This is a genomic window from Lacrimispora sanguinis, assembly GCF_044987295.1.
GTDB classification, from domain to species: domain Bacteria; phylum Bacillota; class Clostridia; order Lachnospirales; family Lachnospiraceae; genus Lacrimispora; species Lacrimispora celerecrescens_B.
The window spans coordinates 4,644,044-4,661,384 of the sequence record NZ_CP173277.1 but is presented as its reverse complement, the minus strand read 5'-3'; the positions used below and the strand labels follow the sequence as shown (position 1 = coordinate 4,661,384).

Genomic DNA, 17,341 nt, shown 5'->3' with positions numbered 1-17,341 from the left:
GCTTTAAATGTCAGATATCTGACTATCAGGATTATTCCTTTGAAGAAAGGTATTCATCAATCCCTCTTGCTCCAGCCCGTCCGGCTTCCATAGCCAGAATAACGGTTGCAGCTCCTGTTACCGCATCTCCTCCGGCATAAACGCCTTCCTTGCTGGTCTTTCCTGTAGATTCCTCAGCAATGATACATTTACGCTTATTGATATCCAATCCATTGGTTGTATTGGATATGAGCGGGTTCGGTGAAGTACCGAGAGACATAATCACGGTGTCCACATCAATGACGAATTCAGATCCCTCTATCTCCACAGGTCTTCTTCTGCCGGAAGCATCCGGCTCTCCAAGCTCCATCTTAATGCATTTCATTCCATTTACCCAGCCTTTTTCATCGGTGAGGATTTCAATCGGGTTGGATAAAAGGTTAAAAATGATTCCTTCTTCTTTTGCATGGTGAACTTCTTCTGCTCTTGCAGGAAGCTCCGCCTCACTTCTTCTATATACAACGTGTACCTCTGCGCCGAGACGAAGGGCTGTCCTGGCTGCATCCATGGCAACGTTTCCGCCGCCTACCACTGCAACCTTCTTGCTTGCCAGGATAGGGGTATCATAATCACTGCGGAATGCTTTCATCAGGTTGCTTCTGGTTAAATATTCGTTTGCAGAGAATACGCCGTTTGCGTTCTCTCCCGGAATTCCCATAAACATAGGAAGACCTGCTCCAGAACCGATGAATATGGCCTGAAATCCTTCTTCATCCAAAAGCTCGTCAATGGTCACGGACTTACCGATGATTACATTGGTTTCAATCTTAACGCCAAGCTTTCTTACGTTGTCAATCTCCGGCTGAACCACACCTTCCTTTGGAAGACGGAATTCCGGAATGCCGTAAGTCAATACGCCGCCCGGCTCATGAAGAGCTTCGAAAATAGTAACTTCATAGCCCATTTTAGCCAGATCACCGGCACAGGTTAATCCGGAAGGACCGGATCCGATAACGGCTACCTTCTTGCCATTGGTCTTTTCCGGGGCAGTCGGTACGAAACCATGCTCTCTGGAATAGTCCGCCACAAAACGCTCCAGCTTTCCGATAGAAATCGGTTCTCCCTTGATTCCGCGGATACACTGGCCTTCGCACTGGCTCTCCTGAGGACATACCCGGCCACAGACAGCAGGAAGTGCAGAGGACTGAGCTATAATCTTTGCTGCTTCCTCGTGATTACCGTTTTCCACTTCTTTAATAAATCCGGGAATATTAATGGATACCGGGCAGCCTGCTACGCATTTGGGATTTTTACAATTAATGCAGCGGCTGGCTTCCTCTTTTGCCTCTTCCTCATTATATCCAAGACAAACCTCTTCGAAGTTCGTCGCTCTTACCTTTGGGTCTTGTTCTCTTACTGGTACTTTCTTTAATACATCCATTACTCGTTACCTCCACACAGTCCGCAGCCGCCGTGATGAGTATCGCCCTCACGTTCTTTTAAAACCGCACGCCCTTCTTCTGACTTATACATCATCTGGCGCTTCATGGCCTCTTCAAAATTAACCAGATGACCGTCAAACTCCGGTCCATCTACGCAGGCAAATTTCACTTCATCGCCAACCGTAACACGGCAGGCACCGCACATGCCGGTTCCGTCTACCATGACCGGGTTTAAGCTGACAACGGTAGGAATACCAAGCTCCTTGGTTACAAGGCAGGCAAACTTCATCATGATCATCGGTCCAATGGCTACACAAACATCGTATTTCTTGCCCTGGTTTAAAACCAGGTCTTTGATTACCTCAGTTACCAGGCCCTTTCTTTCATAAGAGCCGTCATCCGTGGTTATATATAAATTTCCGGCCTGTTCTCTCATGGCATCTTCCAGAATCAATAAGTCCTTGGTCTTTGCCCCTACGATAACATCCACGTCAATGCCGTGCTCCTTCATCCATCTTACCTGTGGATAAACGGGAGCCGTTCCCACACCGCCTGCCACAAATAAAAATTTCTTTTTCTTCAGTTCCTCTATATCTTCGTGTACAAATTCAGAAGCATTGCCCAAAGGACCTACCACATCAGCAAAGCTGTCACCAGTCTTTAATACAGCCATTTTTTCCGTGCTTGCGCCTACGGTCTGGAACACAATGGTAATGCTTCCCTTCTCACGATCATAATTACAAATGGTCAGGGGGATTCTCTCTCCTCTGTCATCCATCTTAACAATAACAAACTCTCCAGGCTGGCAGGCTTTGGCAATCCGAGGTGCTTCCACATCCATCAGATAGATCTTGTCAGCTAACATCTCTGCTTTTAAAATCTTATACATCTTCATCCTCCTAATGTCTTCGTGAATAAACCTGTACACCTTTCCTGATAGCCTTCCCCAACGATCAGGCGAAATAGTACTCGTATCATATTACCATTTTTAAAGGGCACTGACAACATTTATTAAAAAAATATCAATAAAATTTTATGAAAACAGGCATTTTTTGCTCATTTTCTGCCAAATTTTGTATGACGAATCTACATGCTATTAACTTTTCCTTTGATACATGCGGAACGTATAGCATAAATCAAAATAAGTCTGTTCATCACTTTCTGCCGCCATTTCCCATGTCGGATCCTGGTCTAAATTGGGGAAATGTGTATCGGCACTGTATAGATAGTCAATATAAGTCACATGGGCCGTGTCGCAATATGGGAAAAACTGCTCGTAAATGCTTTGTCCGCCTATAACAAAACAATCCTCCTCCGGATAATTGCTAAGCTCTTTAAGAACCTCTGGAAGGCTGTGGCAGACAATCGCTCCCTTTACTTTATAATCCGGGTTCCTGGTCAATACAATGTTGGTTCTGCCATAGAGCGGCTGCTTTCCTGGAAGGCTCTCTAGTGTCTTTCGTCCCATGACGATCACCTTTCCCATGGTTTCCTCCCGAAACAGCTTCTTATCTTCTGGGATTGAAACAAGAAGCTGGCCCTGATTGCCGATGGACCAGTTTTTATCCACTGCAACAATGATATTCATAGGTCAACCCCTCCTTTTCCTTTATTCTTCTCCGATGATCAGTTCTTTTGCATAAGGAAGTGTTTCGATCCACCGGCATAAGGCATGCCATTCTTCCAGCTTATGACCGCGCCTTGCAAAATATATGTTGATCAGGGTTTCATAATTTAACGTGCATGTCCTCATCTGGTTATAGCTGGATGGAAGGAGCTGGATCAGATCATACCAGTCTTCTTTCTTCTTATTCTCTATGTAGCGGAGACGGATCTTTTCCATTTCAGCAACCACAGTTTCCATAAAAGCCAGAGTACCTTCTGTCATATGATCATGGCTGAAGTCTTCCAGTTCAAAGGGCTTGCTGTGGATCTTATGCATGGTGCTGGTGGAATTGGCCACAGTAGACACTTTGTAGGTATCGTATTCTTTCCACCAATAAATCGGCGCCGTAATGTCCACAGATACCAGGATCTGCCGAATGTATTTGCGGTGGTCGCTTCCTGCTTTTCTCAGCCGCTTTGCAAGGCCAAGATCATTTGGTCCTAGGATGTATTCTCCATCCTCATTATATCCGCTGTCCATCCGGTCCCAGCTATTCATGGGATTTCTTGCACCTCGAATGGCATTTTCTATGTTCATAACACTGGTTCTTTCGCAGTTTAACATGGTATCATCCTTTCTGTATGTTAATCCTTGTTTCATGGCTCTATTTATTATAGAGCAAAATACCCGTTTCATCCATTGATTTATTTCTCAAAAAGCCTTATGTTATACAATTTCTTTTGAGCTGTATATATAGATCTGTCTCCATTAAATAGATATGCAATGCTGCAGACCACAAAAAAATATGGCATATAAGAATAACCGAAAACCTCGGCTCCTATAAAAACAGGTGCTAAAAGAGTATTTGTGGCACTGCCAAAAACCGCCGCATATCCCATTGCGGCAACAAATTCAAGCGGCAATCCCAAAATTCCTGCAACAGCGGCTCCAAGGCTCGTCCCTATTGCAAACAGAGGAGTAACTTCTCCTCCCTGAAACCCTGCTGCAATCGTAATAATGGTCAGAACAAGCTTTAAAATCCAGTCCCAGCCGTAGATACGGCCTCCATGGAAACCGGCTGAAATCAAATTAGTTCCCAAACCGGAATATCTTCCCATTCCCAATAGAATAAACAATATTACCAGAAAGATACTTACTATAGCTATTTTCTTCACCGGATCATGAAACGTTCTCCTAAGCTTGCTTTTCATCGAAACCAGGCCATAAGCAAACAGTGACCCTACCAGTCCAAACAAGACTCCCATCACCAGTAATTTCACGATAAATGATACGTCTATCTGAATGATTGTATTTAAGGCATAATGAAAATTTTCCAATCCCAGAGTTCTTGAGACCGCACTGGCGGTAAAGGAGGCGGCAATGGCTGGAAACAGGGCAGAATACTCCAGGGTTCCTGCTGTTAAAACCTCTAATGCAAAAAAACAGGCAGCTACAGGCGTTCCAAATAAGCCGGAAAAACCAGCTGCCATACCTGTTACCAAAAAGATTTTAGAGTTGTTCTTCACCTTTATTTTAAGGCCGACCCAGTGTGAAAAGGTGGCACCTATCTGAACGGCAACTCCTTCTCTTCCGGCGCTTCCCCCGAATAAATGGGTAATCCAGGTGCTTAAAACCGTTAGCGGGATCAGTCTCAATGGAATCCGGTCTTCTTCTCCATGACCCACCTGAAAAATTAGTCCCATTCCCTTAACACACGTTCCCTCATCCCAATGATACAGCCAGACTGACAAGGCTCCTGCGGCAGGAAGAAAAATGATCAGGGGGATAAAATATTCTTCTCGTAATTCTGTTACATAAAGTAAAATTCTTCCAAATCCCATATCCAGTATTCCCACTGCTGCGCCGATCACCACTCCGCAAATTCCTAAGATCATCAATTCCCTGTACTTTTTTAGCTCTTTCTCAAACATCAAACAATTCCTTCCTTCGACCACCTCTAAAAGGTCCGGTCATTTATATTCTTACATTTTTAAAGGCGATCAATTCCCGTCAATTAAAAAAGCTGATTTCTTCTGCATATTCAGTCAAAATATACAGAAGCCATCAGCAAATTGCGGTTTTGATAATTCTATCATGGGAGAGCTTCATTCCCTTTTCTCAATTATTATACAGGTTTCTTCTCTGTTGTCAAGTTTTTATCTCATATAAATAGTGTTGGATAATCTCCTGTTTTTCTGTTATACACCATCAGGAAGGACATCGAAGTCCCACAAAATCCTGCTTCCTTTTTCTGTTTTTTTAACCAGGAGCTTCTTACCGATCTGTTCCTTTAATTCCGTCACATGAGAAACAATGCCGATCAGCCTGTGACCCCCGGCCAGTTCCTGAAGGATGCGGACCGCCTTAAGCCTGGATTCCTCATCAAGAGAACCAAAGCCTTCGTCAATGAACAAAGCATCCATACTCACATTTCCGGCCGTACGCTGGATAATGTCCGTCATTCCAAGTGCCATGGCAAGAGCCGCCATAAAGGATTCACCGCCGGAAAGGGTTTTAACATCCCGAACCTTATCTGTTGCCATACTGTATACATCTAAATCCAGACCAACCTCTCCTTGTTTTCCAAGGGTCTCCAAATCCCTGCACTGGAGCAGGAACTGACCGTCTGTCATAACGTCAAGCCGTTTGTTAGCCGCATGGATCATCTGGTTAAAGTACTGCCTCTGAACATAGGTCTGGAAATCCAGGCTGACAGAGCCTGCCATTTTTCCATTGGCCGTCTGAAAAAGGGTGTGATACAGACGGTATTTCTCTTCCAGCTGCTCTCTCTCCTTCCACAGCCGCCCCAGATTTTCAGCAGCCTGAAGAGCCCTGCTGCCAATGGCCGTGACTTTTGCCTCCCTGGCCTGCAGCTGCTTCTGTCCATCCTTAAGCGCTTCCGCCTGTCCTTTCCATTGCTCCGTTTCTATCCTTTCGCGCCCTTTAGTCTGTTCCTTAAACTGGTCATAAACAGTGTGGGCCTTCAACAGCTCTTTTTCATAATTTCCTATTTCCTGCTCCCACTGCATTACGGTTTCCGGCGCCTGCTTTGCCCTGTGGTAATCCTCTTCTCCTAAAAAATCCAGTTTCATCAAAACAGAACGGAAAGCGGCATCTGCCTGCTCAAGTGCAAGTCTTCGCGTCTCTTTGTTTTCCTCTTCCGAAGCCAGACGGCCTTTCCCTTCCTTTTCTTTCACTAAAATATACTGGAAACGTTTATCCGACTGCTCCTCTGCTCTTAAAAGATCTTCTTTCCTTCTTTTGAAGCCCGCCAGCTTCCCCATGGCTTCCTCTTCCTCAGGGTATGGCAGAAGCTTCTTCACGTGATCCGCTTCTGCGACAGCAGCAGCCCTATCCAGCTGCTTCTGCTGCCAGTTCTTCATGGTCTCTTCTTTTTTAAGTTCCAGTTCCTCAATTCGTCCCCGGTCCGCTTTTCGTTCTTCCAGAAGCTTCTTAAGAAGGCGGTCCGAATCCAATGCTTCCTGCACGTCTTTTTCCACTTCCCGCAAAAGCATACCGACCCGTTCCCTCTCATCATTCAGACGGACGTGAAGCTGGTCCTGAGGGAAGGAAGTCCCAAACCATTTTTCTTCCTCTCCCTCCAGCAGCTCCTTTAAGTGACGGCAGACCTCTAACGCCCTGACAGCAGTCTGAACGGCCTGGGAACGTCGTTCTTCTGCCTGATTTCTGGCTATCTTTGCCTGCTCTACCTCTTCCTGGGTGACAGCATCCTCTATCAGTTCTGCCTTCAAAGGATGGTGGACGGAACCACAAACAGGGCAGGGGGCTCCATCTGCCAGCTCCTTAGCCATAATTCCAGCCTGCAATGCCAGAAACTCCCGAAACCTGTCATTATAATGCGCTTCCGCCTGATCGTAATCTTTCTGAGCGCGTATAACCGCTTCCTGGTATTCTTCCAGTTTTAAGTCTGCCGCCTCTCCTGCCTTAGCTGCTTTCTCAAGATCTTCCATGGCCTGCTTCCGCTCCAGGATCACAGTTTTTCTCTGTCTTATATCCGGCAGACTCCGTGCCCCTTCTTCCAGCTTTTCCTGCCTTGCTTCGTTTGCAGCCAGACGTTCCTTTAACCGGAGCAGCTCGGCCTCAATTTTATGGAAGTATTGTAAAGCCTCTTCTTCCGCTCTTTTCTTATCAAGGGATGCCATCTCCATGGTCTTCCAGTGGCCATAGAGCGGCATAACCTCATTAAGCCGTTCAATGAAAACTGACAGCTTTGGTACTTCTTCCTGGGAGGCTTCCCTGCTTTCCTTCGCCTCCTTTTCCGCAGATGCAAGGGCAAGAGTTGTTTCCTCCAATTCTTTTTTAAGCTGTTCAGCTCTCTTTATGGCTGATTCATATTCCAATTTTTTATCTAAGAACTGGTTCTCCGGGCCTTTCGCCTTTTCCGCCCGGACGGCTTCTTTTAGCTGCTCTTCTATTTCAAGCCATTGTTCCTTCTGGCCTTCCAGAATATCCAGCCTGGCCTTTGCCTGCATAAGGCCGTCAAAGAGGCGGTTCACTTCCAGAGCCCGGCTTAACTGCCCTTCCACTTCTGAAAGAAGCTTTCCCCTGTAGTCCCGTTCTTCACAAAGCTCCTGTTCTTTTTCCTTTATCTCTGCCAGAATGGAGCCTAAAAGATCTTGGATCTCCTCTGTCCTCGTTTCCTTAAAATCCAAAAGCTCCCGCCATGGTTCATGATACGTGCTTTCATCCAAAAGCACCACATTTTCCAGTTCATGGAAACATAGCCTGCGGTTGTTCTCCAGGCTGTCATAATAAAGATTATTCTGTTCCTTTAATTTCAACTGAATGCGGCTATAAATCCCGGTATTAAAGATCCTGGAAAATATCTCTTTCCGTTCTCTGGAAGATGCATGAAGAAGTCTTAAATAATCTCCCTGGGCAATCATGGCGATTTGCGAGAACTGGTTTAAATCTACGCCTACAATTTCCTGGATCTTCTGATTAATGTCCCTAAGGTTGCCAACATATTCCGATCCATCAGGCAAGAGAAGGGAGGCCTTTGCCGGAACAGGAACAGCAGAATACTCTCCATTTTTATTCCTTCTTTTGCTGATCCTTGTATAGGAAGGGCTTCTTGTAATTTCATACCTCTCCCCCCCTTCAGAAAATTTCAGGGTAACATAAGTTTCCTGGTCTTCTGCCGCATACTGACTGCGCATCATGGAAGGCTCCCGCTTCTGTCCGCTGGTCTCCCCGAAGAGGGCAAAAGATACGGCATCAAAAATGGTGGTCTTGCCTGCTCCCGTATCTCCTGTTATAAGGAAAATGCCGTGGCCGATTTTCTCAAAATCTACAGTTTCCTTTCCTCCATAGGAACCAAAAGCGGACATGGTCAACTGCAGTGGCTTCATAATCCATCTTCCTCCTTTGCTTCCTGTACGATCCGCTCCATGGCCTGTTCTTCTTCCATTGTCATCTCTTCCCCTCTTACCGCCTTGAAAAACTGCCGGAAAGCCTCCAAAGGTTTAAGAACCGGCACGGTCTCTCCCTCTTCCAGACGCTTATGCCTGGTGCGCTCATTGTCCACCCGAAGCTCCAGCATATGATCGAACACCTCTTCTAAGCGTTCCCTGACCCGGTAAGGCTCCTCTTCATCGGTGAGCGTGACGCTGACAAAATCATGACGGTTTTCCTCTGTGGCTCTTTTAAGAATTTCAGACAAGGTTCCTCTTTCCCGCCTTACATCCTGGATTCCATTGAGCGGAAGAAATTCAAGTTCCGGTTCGTCTCCCTTTTTTCCTATATTCACTACGGTAACTGATTTTTTATGATTTTCTTCGCTGACGGAATATTTATATGGGGTACCGCAGTAACGAACAGAAGCCTTGCCCACCTTTTGGGAACCATGGATATGTCCCAGAGCTATGTAGTCAAAATCAAAAAGAACAGAAGCATCTACCCGGTCCAATCCGCCCGCCATGATAACCGCCTGCTCTGACTCGCATGTTTCCGGGTCTTTGCTGCCCGCTGTGTAAAATTGATGGGATAAAAGGATGTTTCGTTCCCCGGCGTCAATGGTTTCCCTCTCCAGAACAGCTCTTATGGCACTTTCGTATCCATCCGGCTGGTTGTCCGGGAAAAGCTGCCTGACATAACCAGGTTTTAAAAAGGGCAAAAGGTAGAAATTCACCGGACCATTTTCATCCCGTAATACCACCTTTTTTAAGTACTCCTCCTGATTTCTGGGCGGAAACACGGATAAATGAATGCGATGCCGTTCCAGAAAGGCTGAGGCATAGGACAGACGTTCCGGTGAATCATGATTTCCTGCGATGATCAGGACCGTAATTTCAGGCTTTATCCCGGAAAGAGCTTCCAGGAAATTGCCAAACATGGTATAGGCCTCCCCGGAAGGAGCCGTTTTATCATAGATATCGCCGCAGATCAGGATAACATCCGGATGCCGGGACGCCGCATAATCCACAATCTGATTTAGGACCGCTTCCTGATTTTCTTTTAAACTATAGCCGTTTAACTGCTTTCCGATATGCAGATCCGACAGATGAAAAATCTTCATATTTCCTCTTTCCTGCCCGTGCTTTTTGCATAAGGTATACCCACAGGGTGTTTCCTCCCAGGCATTATTTTCTTAAATATTTACCAGATGTTCCTTTCCATCCAGCTCTGCCAGCACAGGGAACGCGGAAACTATGACTGGAAAATCGTTAAAAACCTTTCCCCATATTTTTCGAACTTAAATTCCCCGACTCCGGACACTGACAACATCTCTTCCTTTGTTTTTGGTTTCATCACTGACATATGTACCAGGGTTTTGTCGGAAAATACGATATAAGGCGGTACTTTTTCCTCTTTGGCAATTTCCATCCGCAGCGCTCTTAGTGCTTCAAATAAAGCTGCCTCCCCTTCTGTTAATTCCAAGGCAGATGCACTTGATTTCTTTATCTTCTTTCCGCTCTTAACCTTTTCCACAGGCTCCTGTTCCTTCGCCATCTTCATGATCACGGATTCACTATCTTCCAGTACCGCCTTAGATCTCTCTGTCAGCTTTACAATGGTGTATTCATCATTGGTTATTGCCAGCCAATCGTTTAAGAATAAATGGTTCATCACCTGTCGCAGCTTATAGGCAGGAACCTTTGCCAGACTTCCATAATGAGGGTTCTCATTCATCCGGTAGTTCCTGATCTTAGCCGTATTGGCTCCATGAACCGTATCGATAATGACTGCTGTTCCATACCTCTGCCTGCTTGCCTTTACGCATCCTACTAATTCTTTTGCAATATCCGTCACATCCACAGTTTCAAACTGGCTTAAGCAGTTGGAACAGTTGCCGCAGTAATTCTCCCCATACTCCCCAAAGTACCGCAGGATGTAGTCCCTGAGACATTCGTTGGTAAAGGAGTAAAAAGTCATCTTCTTAAGCCGTTCACGGTCCCGTTCCATAACCATCTGGCGGGTAAGGGAATCCAGCTCCTGATTATCCTGATTGTTGTCAATAAACATCTGATTGGTTACGACATCCTGACCACTGTATAACAGGATACATTCCCCCGGCTCCCCATCTCTGGAGCACCTGCCCACTTCCTGATAGTAAGATTCCAGGTTCTTCGGCATATTGTAATGGATAACAAACCGTACATTGGATTTATCGATGCCCATACCAAAAGCATTGGTCGCCACCATGATCTGGCTTCTATCGTAGATAAAATCATCTTGATTCTTCCGCCGCTCCTCATCGCTTAACCCTGCATGATACCTGGTTGCCGAAAATCCCTCTTGATTCAGCCGGTCGCATACCTCTTCCACCAACTTTCTGGTAAGACAGTAAATAATCCCGCACTGATCCGGGTGGCATTCCACGTAGTTCTTTAATGTAGCATACTTATCCTTAGGAGACTGAACGCCCAGATAGAGATTCGGTCTGTCATACCCCGTAGACACCACGGCTGGCTCCCTGAGCATAAGAATATCAATCACATCTTCACGGACCTCTTTGGTAGCAGTTGCTGTAAACGCACTGATGACCGGACGTTTTGGAAGCTTATCAATAAAATCCACAATTTTTAAATAGCTGGGTCTGAAGTCCTGTCCCCATTGGGATACACAGTGAGCCTCATCTACCGCTACCATGGAAATATTTGTGTTTAATGCAAAATCCAGAAATTCATCCGTTACAAGACGTTCCGGTGCTACATAAATAATGGGATATCGCCCTTCCCGTGCATAGGCCAGGGCCTTATAATACTGACTTGCAGTCAAAGAACTGTTAAGATATGCGGCATGAATGCCTGCTTGATTGAGAGTTGTTACCTGGTCCTTCATGAGGGAGATCAGGGGAGAAATAACCAGTGTGATTCCTTCCATCATAAGAGCTGGTATCTGGAAACACAAGGATTTTCCGGAACCGGTGGGCATGATTCCGAGGGCGTCTCTTCCGGACAAAATGCTGTCGATAAGAATTTCCTGCCCCTCCCGGAAACTGTCGTAGCCGAAATAGTGCTTTAATGCTTGAAATTTATCCATATAACTTTGTTTCTGCTCCTTATCATTTGATTTTACCATTATACCATTTAACCTTCAAATATTCCACCGGTATTCTTTCATAATGTTGTCGATTTAGGAGCCTCCATATTTGAATTTGGATCTATCTTCCGTAATTGTGAAATAAAGCTGGCTTTTCCCAAATGATCATATTATAATAACTAATGCATTTGATTCCATTATAAATTTTATCTCACAACATAGGAGAATAACTTTGAAGACGAATATTGGACTGTACCTGGCTCTTCTTTTTGGTGTCTTTTCCCTTTCCACTTCCGCTATTTTTGTGCGCCTGGCAAACGCCCCCTCCGCCATAACGGCTTTTTTCCGGTTATTATTTGCTGCTTTGCTCCTTTTACCATTTTTATTGACCAGCAAGGAAAACAAGCGTCAACTGCTGTCCCTGTCGAAAAAGCAATGGACACTGGGAATTTTGTCAGGACTGCTTTTATCCGCCCATTATATGCTGTGGTTTGAATCATTAAGACATACGTCGGTAGCAAGCTCCACCGTAATTGTAACACTGCAGCCCCTATTCTCTATTGCCATCGGATTTATTTTTTTAAAGGAGCGATTTCATAAGTTGGCCATCGGAGGCTGCCTGATCGCCATCGCCGGCTGCTTTCTGATCGGATGGGGAGATTTTCAAATAAGCTCCCAGGCCCTGTTTGGGGATCTGCTGGCATTCCTGGCGGCAGGATTTATCAGCATTTACTTTTTTATCGGCCAGGCAATTAGAAAGGAATTATCCGCGGTTCCTTACTCCGTCATAAGTTATTTAAGCAGTTCCGTTTTCCTGGGATGCTGCGCCATAATGGAACGCAGCTCATTTTCCGGCTATCCTGCAGCCACATGGATGGCCTTTGGGGGATTAGCCCTTATATCAACTGTATTTGGTCAGTTTATATTTAATTGGCTGTTAAAGTGGATTCCTGCAACCGTCATATCCATGAGCATTTTAGGTGAAACCATTGGTACATGTATTCTTGCTTATTTTATTTTAAATGAAGCTATCTCCTTTCAGCAAGGGGTGGGAATCACTACGATTCTAATAGGGCTGGTACTGTTTTTCCTCAGCCCGCCCATGCAGAGAGACAGGTAACAGCTTCTTCCATTTTCTGATTTTACTTCTAAATGACTGAAAAGGCGCTACCGTATTGATGTGGAGCCATTTCCAGACCGGCCAATTGGAGGGAGTGGAAGCCGCCCACCTCCTCCCTCCGGGCTGAAAAAGCTCAGCATCTGTATAACTTTCTGTCATATTCATAATCTTTTGAACCGCTTCGTTAAACATGGTACATAATTCCTGTAAACTGCATGTTTCGTATTGCCTGTAAAAGCTCTCATACAAGCCCCCCAGGTTATTCCATTTATAATCAGGATGAGGAGTGATAACTGTATTACCCTGCTGCTCCTGCTCTTCCCAGCAAAGAAGGAGGTTCATCCACCCTAATTGATATGCCACCATCTGCGCCGGTGTCCTGTCCACACCGTCCATTGGCTTATCTTTGTCAGATTCCCGGATGTGGGAAAATTCTTCAATGAATAGATCCGCCCGTTTTGATATTTCATCTATCAATTCCTGTTTATCTTTATATTCTATCATGTGACACTTCCTTTCTTATTCCTATCTTCTATTGCAGCCAGCTGGTGATACAAAAAACAGATTTTCTTATAGATGCATTATACTCCCATCCTGTCGAGTCAGCAATGAATGGTTTGCTGTTGCAATTATTTATTCAGACTATTATAATTATATGAATCAGTTATGGAAAGGATGAAACATATGTACGCCCGGAAACCATGATCGACGGTACATGTGAAAATAAAAAGCCTGTTAACAGGCGTACATCGCAAGGAGGCGGTAAAAATGGCAGAAAATACTCGGGATGAGCATCGCAGTTATGTTCTTACCATCATTCTTTTTATAGCAGCGGCTACGGGTATCTGCTGGCTGTTCCGCTTTCTTCGCTTTCCTGAAACAAATATTGTTGTTGTTTATATTTTGTCCGTATTGCTGACGGCACGGTTTACAAGAGGATATGCTTATGGCATTGCTGCCACAGTCATTGCGACTTGTATGTTCAATTATTTTTTCACCGAACCGTATTTTACACTTTCAGTTAATGACCCCACCTATTTTGTCACCTTTGGAATCATGACCGTTACTTCCATTATCACAAGTGCCTTGACTACAAAAGTAAAGCAAAATGCATTGGAGGCACGGGAAAAAGAGGCAGAAGCCAGTGCCCTGTACCAGCTTACAAGCCATTTATCCGATGCGGCAGACATTTCCGACATCGCAGCGATCACCGTTAAAACCATCAGCGATATTTTGAACTGCCGTGCCGCCTGCCTTTGCTTTGATGAAAACGGCCAACCGGAACAGAGCTTTATCCAACAGAAAAACTCAAATGAACAGCTTCGCCGGAACGTGGATGACAAGGAAGCCCTCCTCCGCCGCATGGAAAACTTAAGGACAGCTTATGATGTAGGAGCAGAATTTTATGACTGGCCCATTTACGGCCGAGAGACGATGCTTGGCATATTACGGATTCCCAATGAAGCAGCGGAACAAATGAGTGATGCCCAGCTGCGTCTGCTCCGTTCCATGTTGGAAAGCGCCGCACTTGCTATGGACAGTTTCAGAAGCGCTCAGGAACGGATCAAATCCAAAGAAGAAATCGCTCAGGAGCGCTACCGCAGCAATCTGCTCCGCGCCATTTCCCACGACCTGCGCACCCCTCTTTCCGGTATTATGGGAACAAGTGAAATGCTTATGGGTATGACGGACCCGAAAGATAGCCGTTATGCTTTAGCAGAAGGCATTTACAAAGATGCCGACTGGCTCCACTCACTTGTGGAAAATATATTAGGCCTGACCCGTCTGCAGGATAGCAGACTTGTACTGAACAAGCAGATGGAAGCGGTTGAAGAAGTGATCGGCGTTGCGGTGATGGCCATTGGAAAACGGGCGCCAGAACGTGAAATCATGGTGCATATCCCAGATACCGTGATGCTGGTTCCTATGGATGCAAAGCTGATAGACCAGGTTCTTGTGAATCTTTTGGATAACGCCATAAAGCACACGCCGCCGGCAGGGGAAATCTCCATAACTGTAAGAGAAAATATAGAAGAAGGAGTTGCTGTGTTTACGGTCGCCGACCGGGGTACAGGAATTGCTTCAGTAGATATATCCCATATTTTTCAAATGTTTTATACGACTCATGGTAAAGAGGCGGATTCACAGAGAGGCGTAGGCTTAGGACTTGCAATATGCGAATCCATAATTAAGGCTCACGTCGGGACTATATCTGCTAAAAACAGAAAGAATGGCGGTGCGGAGTTTACCTTTACCCTGCCATTGGAGGCTGAGAATCATGACTAGTAAAAATGAAACAATCCTGGTTGTTGAGGATGATACCCAAATACGAAATTTTATCTGCTATGCCCTAAAGCAGGAAGGCTTTCCTTATACTACGGCAAGTACGGCACAAAACGCCCTTTCCATTCTTGTCTCTAACCAGATCGACTTAATGCTCCTTGATCTTGGTCTGCCAGATTTTGACGGTATGGAGGTCATTAAAAAGGTACGGGAATGGTCAGAAATGCCTATCATCGTTGTATCAGCCCGGGATCAGGATAAGGAAAAGGCGGCAGCTTTAGACAGCGGCGCAGACGATTATCTGACAAAACCATTTTCTGCGACAGAGCTGATGGCCCGGATCCGGGTTGCATTACGCCATTTATACAAAATCGGTGTGACTAAGGCACAGACAGTTCTTTCCGTGGGAGGCCTTTCCATTGACTTAGAAAAACGTATTGTGTCCCTGGATGGTGCCCAACTCCATGTCACCCCTCTTGAATATCATTTGCTGACACTGTTTTTAAAGAATCCAGGTAAGGTGCTGACTACCCAGTACATTTTAAAAGAAATCTACGGCGTGGGGTACGGAACTGATACTCAGGCGCTTCGGGCACTCATGGCCGGACTTCGTCGAAAGATCGAACCGACTCCGGCGAAACCAAGATATATTCTTACTGAGATAGGAGTTGGCTACCGGCTTGTAGATGAATAATAAAGATAAAAAGACCGTCCCGGATTCCGAGATGGTCTTTTTATTTTGCAAATTATTAATTTTTCTCACATCTTTCTCACAGGACGCCCCAGCCTCTCACACCACGGTCACGGAATCCACGATATGATAATCATGCAAAGAGGAAAGAGGCATCAAAGGAGGCTTGATCATGAAAGAGCTGGCAATATCTGAAAGCAAAAAAGAGCTGAACGCGCTTTGTACATCTGTCCGAAGGCTTGCACTCGCAGGAGAATACAGGGAATGTGAGCGTCTTATATCTGACGCAATGGGAAAATACCCTCATGCAGCAGAGCCGCATAATCTGTTTGGTGTAATTCTTGAAAAAGAGGATGATCATATAGCGGCTATGAAACACTTCCGCGCTGCCTGGGCATTGAACCCTTCCTATTTGCCGGCACGGCAAAATCTGGAAAGCTTCGGAACATTCTTTTCCCAGGGCCGGACTGCTTATGACGAAAGCGATTGTCCGGAAGAACATCCGGTTGATTATGCAAAAGAATCTGATGCTCAGAGCATCGGATATGTGGACAGGAGGAAATGAATATGAAACTGGTTTCATCTAAGAATTTATCTGAGTATTTCATAATCGTTGGATGCGGAAGGTTAGGTGCCAACCTTGCAAATACTCTGTCAGAGGAGGGCGGAAACGTACTCATCATTGACAAAAATAAGGAGGCCTTCCGCAAGCTATCACCATCATTCGGGGGGTTATCCGTTGCCGGCGACGGTACGGATTTTGACGTGTTACAGGAAGCGCAGATCGATAAGGCAAACGTTCTTGTGGTCGTCACGAATAATGATAATGTCAATGTGATGATTGCTCAGATCGCGCGGGAAATATTTAAGGTCAACCGTGTTATTGCCCGGCTGTATGATCCTGAGCGTGAATGTGTATACCGCGAATTCGGCATTGACACCATCTGCCCTGCCATCTTGTCTGCAAAGGAGATAGATAAAATGCTCCTCAGAACAGGCAGCACGGAAAAATTGGATAAAACAGCCTGTGAGCTTAAGGAGGAAACAAAATGAAAAAGAAAGTCCTGCTTGTGGGCGGCAGAAGCAAATCAAAATCTCTCGCCCTTTCACTGATTAAGCGTGGGTATCAGGTGACCGCTATTAATGATATCTATGATGACTGCCTGAAACTGGCTGAAATCAAAAAGCTGTCCGTCATCTACGGCGACGGGTCCAAGCCATTTGTTTTAGAAGATGCAGATGCTGCAGCTTATGACATTGTAATTGCACTGACATCAAAGGATGAAGACAACCTTGTTGTATGCGAACTGTGCAAAAAACGTTTTCACATTAAAAAAACTGTTGCATTGGTGTCCGATCCGAAGAAAACTGACTTCTTCTATAAAATGGGCATTGACAGTGTGGTATGCGCCATTTCCACCGTGACAAGCATCATTGAACAACAGGCATTTGTTGATGAAATGGCAAATATTGTCCCCATTGGAGAAGGACGGATCCAAATCGCAGAAGTACCTATTACCGGCAGTGCACCGGTAGTTGGCAAAAAAATTTGGGAGATCGATCTTCCAAAGGAAGTGATCATTGGATGCATCCTGCGGAGTAACACGGCCATGATCCCACGCGGCGATACGAGGATACTTGCCGGTGATGTGCTGGTGTTAATATCCAGCAGCGGTCAGGAAATTGCTGCGGTCAAAGGTTTGACTGGAAGGTGA

The 17,341-nt window shown here is 45.4% G+C and carries 15 protein-coding genes and 1 riboswitch; of the genes, 6 read left to right on the top strand and 9 right to left on the bottom strand.

The window, feature by feature from the left end; all coding sequences use genetic code 11:
- Positions 1–31 precede the first annotated feature (31 nt).
- The 8 genes from gltA to recQ all read right to left on the bottom strand — a co-directional run bounded on the left by gltA (position 32) and on the right by recQ (position 11,532).
- On the bottom strand, positions 32–1,420 hold the full coding sequence (gltA, locus tag ACHZES_RS21510; RefSeq protein ID WP_038280044.1) for an NADPH-dependent glutamate synthase: 1,389 nt from the start codon (positions 1,418–1,420) through the stop codon (positions 32–34).
- On the bottom strand, positions 1,420–2,310 hold the full coding sequence (locus tag ACHZES_RS21505) for a sulfide/dihydroorotate dehydrogenase-like FAD/NAD-binding protein (protein ID WP_038280045.1): 891 nt from the start codon (positions 2,308–2,310) through the stop codon (positions 1,420–1,422). The genes gltA and ACHZES_RS21505 overlap by 1 nt, the downstream gene beginning before the upstream one ends.
- 207 nt (positions 2,311–2,517) lie before the next feature.
- Positions 2,518–3,009, bottom strand: coding sequence for a dihydrofolate reductase (locus ACHZES_RS21500; RefSeq protein ID WP_038280046.1), 492 nt, complete (start codon positions 3,007–3,009; stop codon positions 2,518–2,520).
- Between the two features lie 21 nt (positions 3,010–3,030).
- On the bottom strand, positions 3,031–3,651 hold the full coding sequence (locus ACHZES_RS21495; RefSeq protein WP_395546925.1) for a hypothetical protein: 621 nt from the start codon (positions 3,649–3,651) through the stop codon (positions 3,031–3,033).
- 80 nt (positions 3,652–3,731) lie between these two features.
- Positions 3,732–4,958, bottom strand: a complete 1,227-nt coding sequence (locus ACHZES_RS21490; RefSeq protein ID WP_395546923.1) for a chloride channel protein — start codon at positions 4,956–4,958, stop codon at positions 3,732–3,734.
- Positions 4,959–5,075: 117 nt separating this feature from the next.
- Positions 5,076–5,149, bottom strand: a riboswitch (Fluoride riboswitch).
- Positions 5,150–5,225: 76 nt separating this feature from the next.
- On the bottom strand, positions 5,226–8,399 hold the full coding sequence (locus ACHZES_RS21485) for an AAA family ATPase (protein WP_395546585.1): 3,174 nt from the start codon (positions 8,397–8,399) through the stop codon (positions 5,226–5,228).
- On the bottom strand, positions 8,396–9,565 hold the full coding sequence (locus tag ACHZES_RS21480; protein ID WP_395546584.1) for an exonuclease SbcCD subunit D: 1,170 nt from the start codon (positions 9,563–9,565) through the stop codon (positions 8,396–8,398). Before ACHZES_RS21480 ends, ACHZES_RS21485 begins: the two co-directional genes overlap by 4 nt.
- 131 nt (positions 9,566–9,696) lie before the next feature.
- On the bottom strand, positions 9,697–11,532 hold the full coding sequence (gene recQ, locus ACHZES_RS21475) for a DNA helicase RecQ (RefSeq protein WP_395546583.1): 1,836 nt from the start codon (positions 11,530–11,532) through the stop codon (positions 9,697–9,699).
- Positions 11,533–11,764: 232 nt separating this feature from the next.
- Between recQ and ACHZES_RS21470 the strand changes: the two genes are divergently transcribed.
- On the top strand, positions 11,765–12,652 hold the full coding sequence (locus tag ACHZES_RS21470; RefSeq protein WP_395546582.1) for a DMT family transporter: 888 nt from the start codon (positions 11,765–11,767) through the stop codon (positions 12,650–12,652).
- On the opposite strand, the gene ACHZES_RS21465 is transcribed toward ACHZES_RS21470, so the two are convergent.
- The gene (locus ACHZES_RS21465; protein ID WP_051835123.1) at positions 12,599–13,156 is read right to left on the bottom strand and encodes a ClbS/DfsB family four-helix bundle protein; all 558 of its coding nucleotides are present in this window, start codon (positions 13,154–13,156) and stop codon (positions 12,599–12,601) included. The two genes, ACHZES_RS21470 and ACHZES_RS21465, sit on opposite strands and share 54 nt — an antisense overlap.
- Before the next feature lie 264 nt (positions 13,157–13,420).
- On the opposite strand from ACHZES_RS21465, the gene ACHZES_RS21460 reads away from it, so the two are divergent.
- The 5 genes from ACHZES_RS21460 (at position 13,421) to ACHZES_RS21440 (ending at position 17,341) form a co-directional block, all read left to right on the top strand.
- A complete protein-coding gene (locus ACHZES_RS21460) occupies positions 13,421–14,938 on the top strand; it encodes a DUF4118 domain-containing protein (RefSeq protein ID WP_395546581.1) in 1,518 nt (505 codons plus the stop codon).
- Entirely contained in the window at positions 14,931–15,629 is a 699-nt protein-coding gene (locus ACHZES_RS21455) for a response regulator (protein WP_038280052.1), read from the top strand. The genes ACHZES_RS21460 and ACHZES_RS21455 overlap by 8 nt, the downstream gene beginning before the upstream one ends.
- A 169-nt stretch (positions 15,630–15,798) precedes the next feature.
- The gene (locus ACHZES_RS21450) at positions 15,799–16,191 is read left to right on the top strand and encodes a hypothetical protein (protein WP_038280053.1); all 393 of its coding nucleotides are present in this window, start codon (positions 15,799–15,801) and stop codon (positions 16,189–16,191) included.
- A gap of 2 nt (positions 16,192–16,193) precedes the next feature.
- Positions 16,194–16,679 (top strand): TrkA family potassium uptake protein, encoded by a 486-nt coding sequence (locus ACHZES_RS21445; RefSeq protein WP_038280054.1) that lies wholly within the window; start codon positions 16,194–16,196, stop codon positions 16,677–16,679.
- Positions 16,676–17,341: a potassium channel family protein gene (locus ACHZES_RS21440; RefSeq protein ID WP_395546580.1), complete on the top strand. Its 666-nt coding sequence runs from the start codon at positions 16,676–16,678 to the stop codon at positions 17,339–17,341. Before ACHZES_RS21445 ends, ACHZES_RS21440 begins: the two co-directional genes overlap by 4 nt.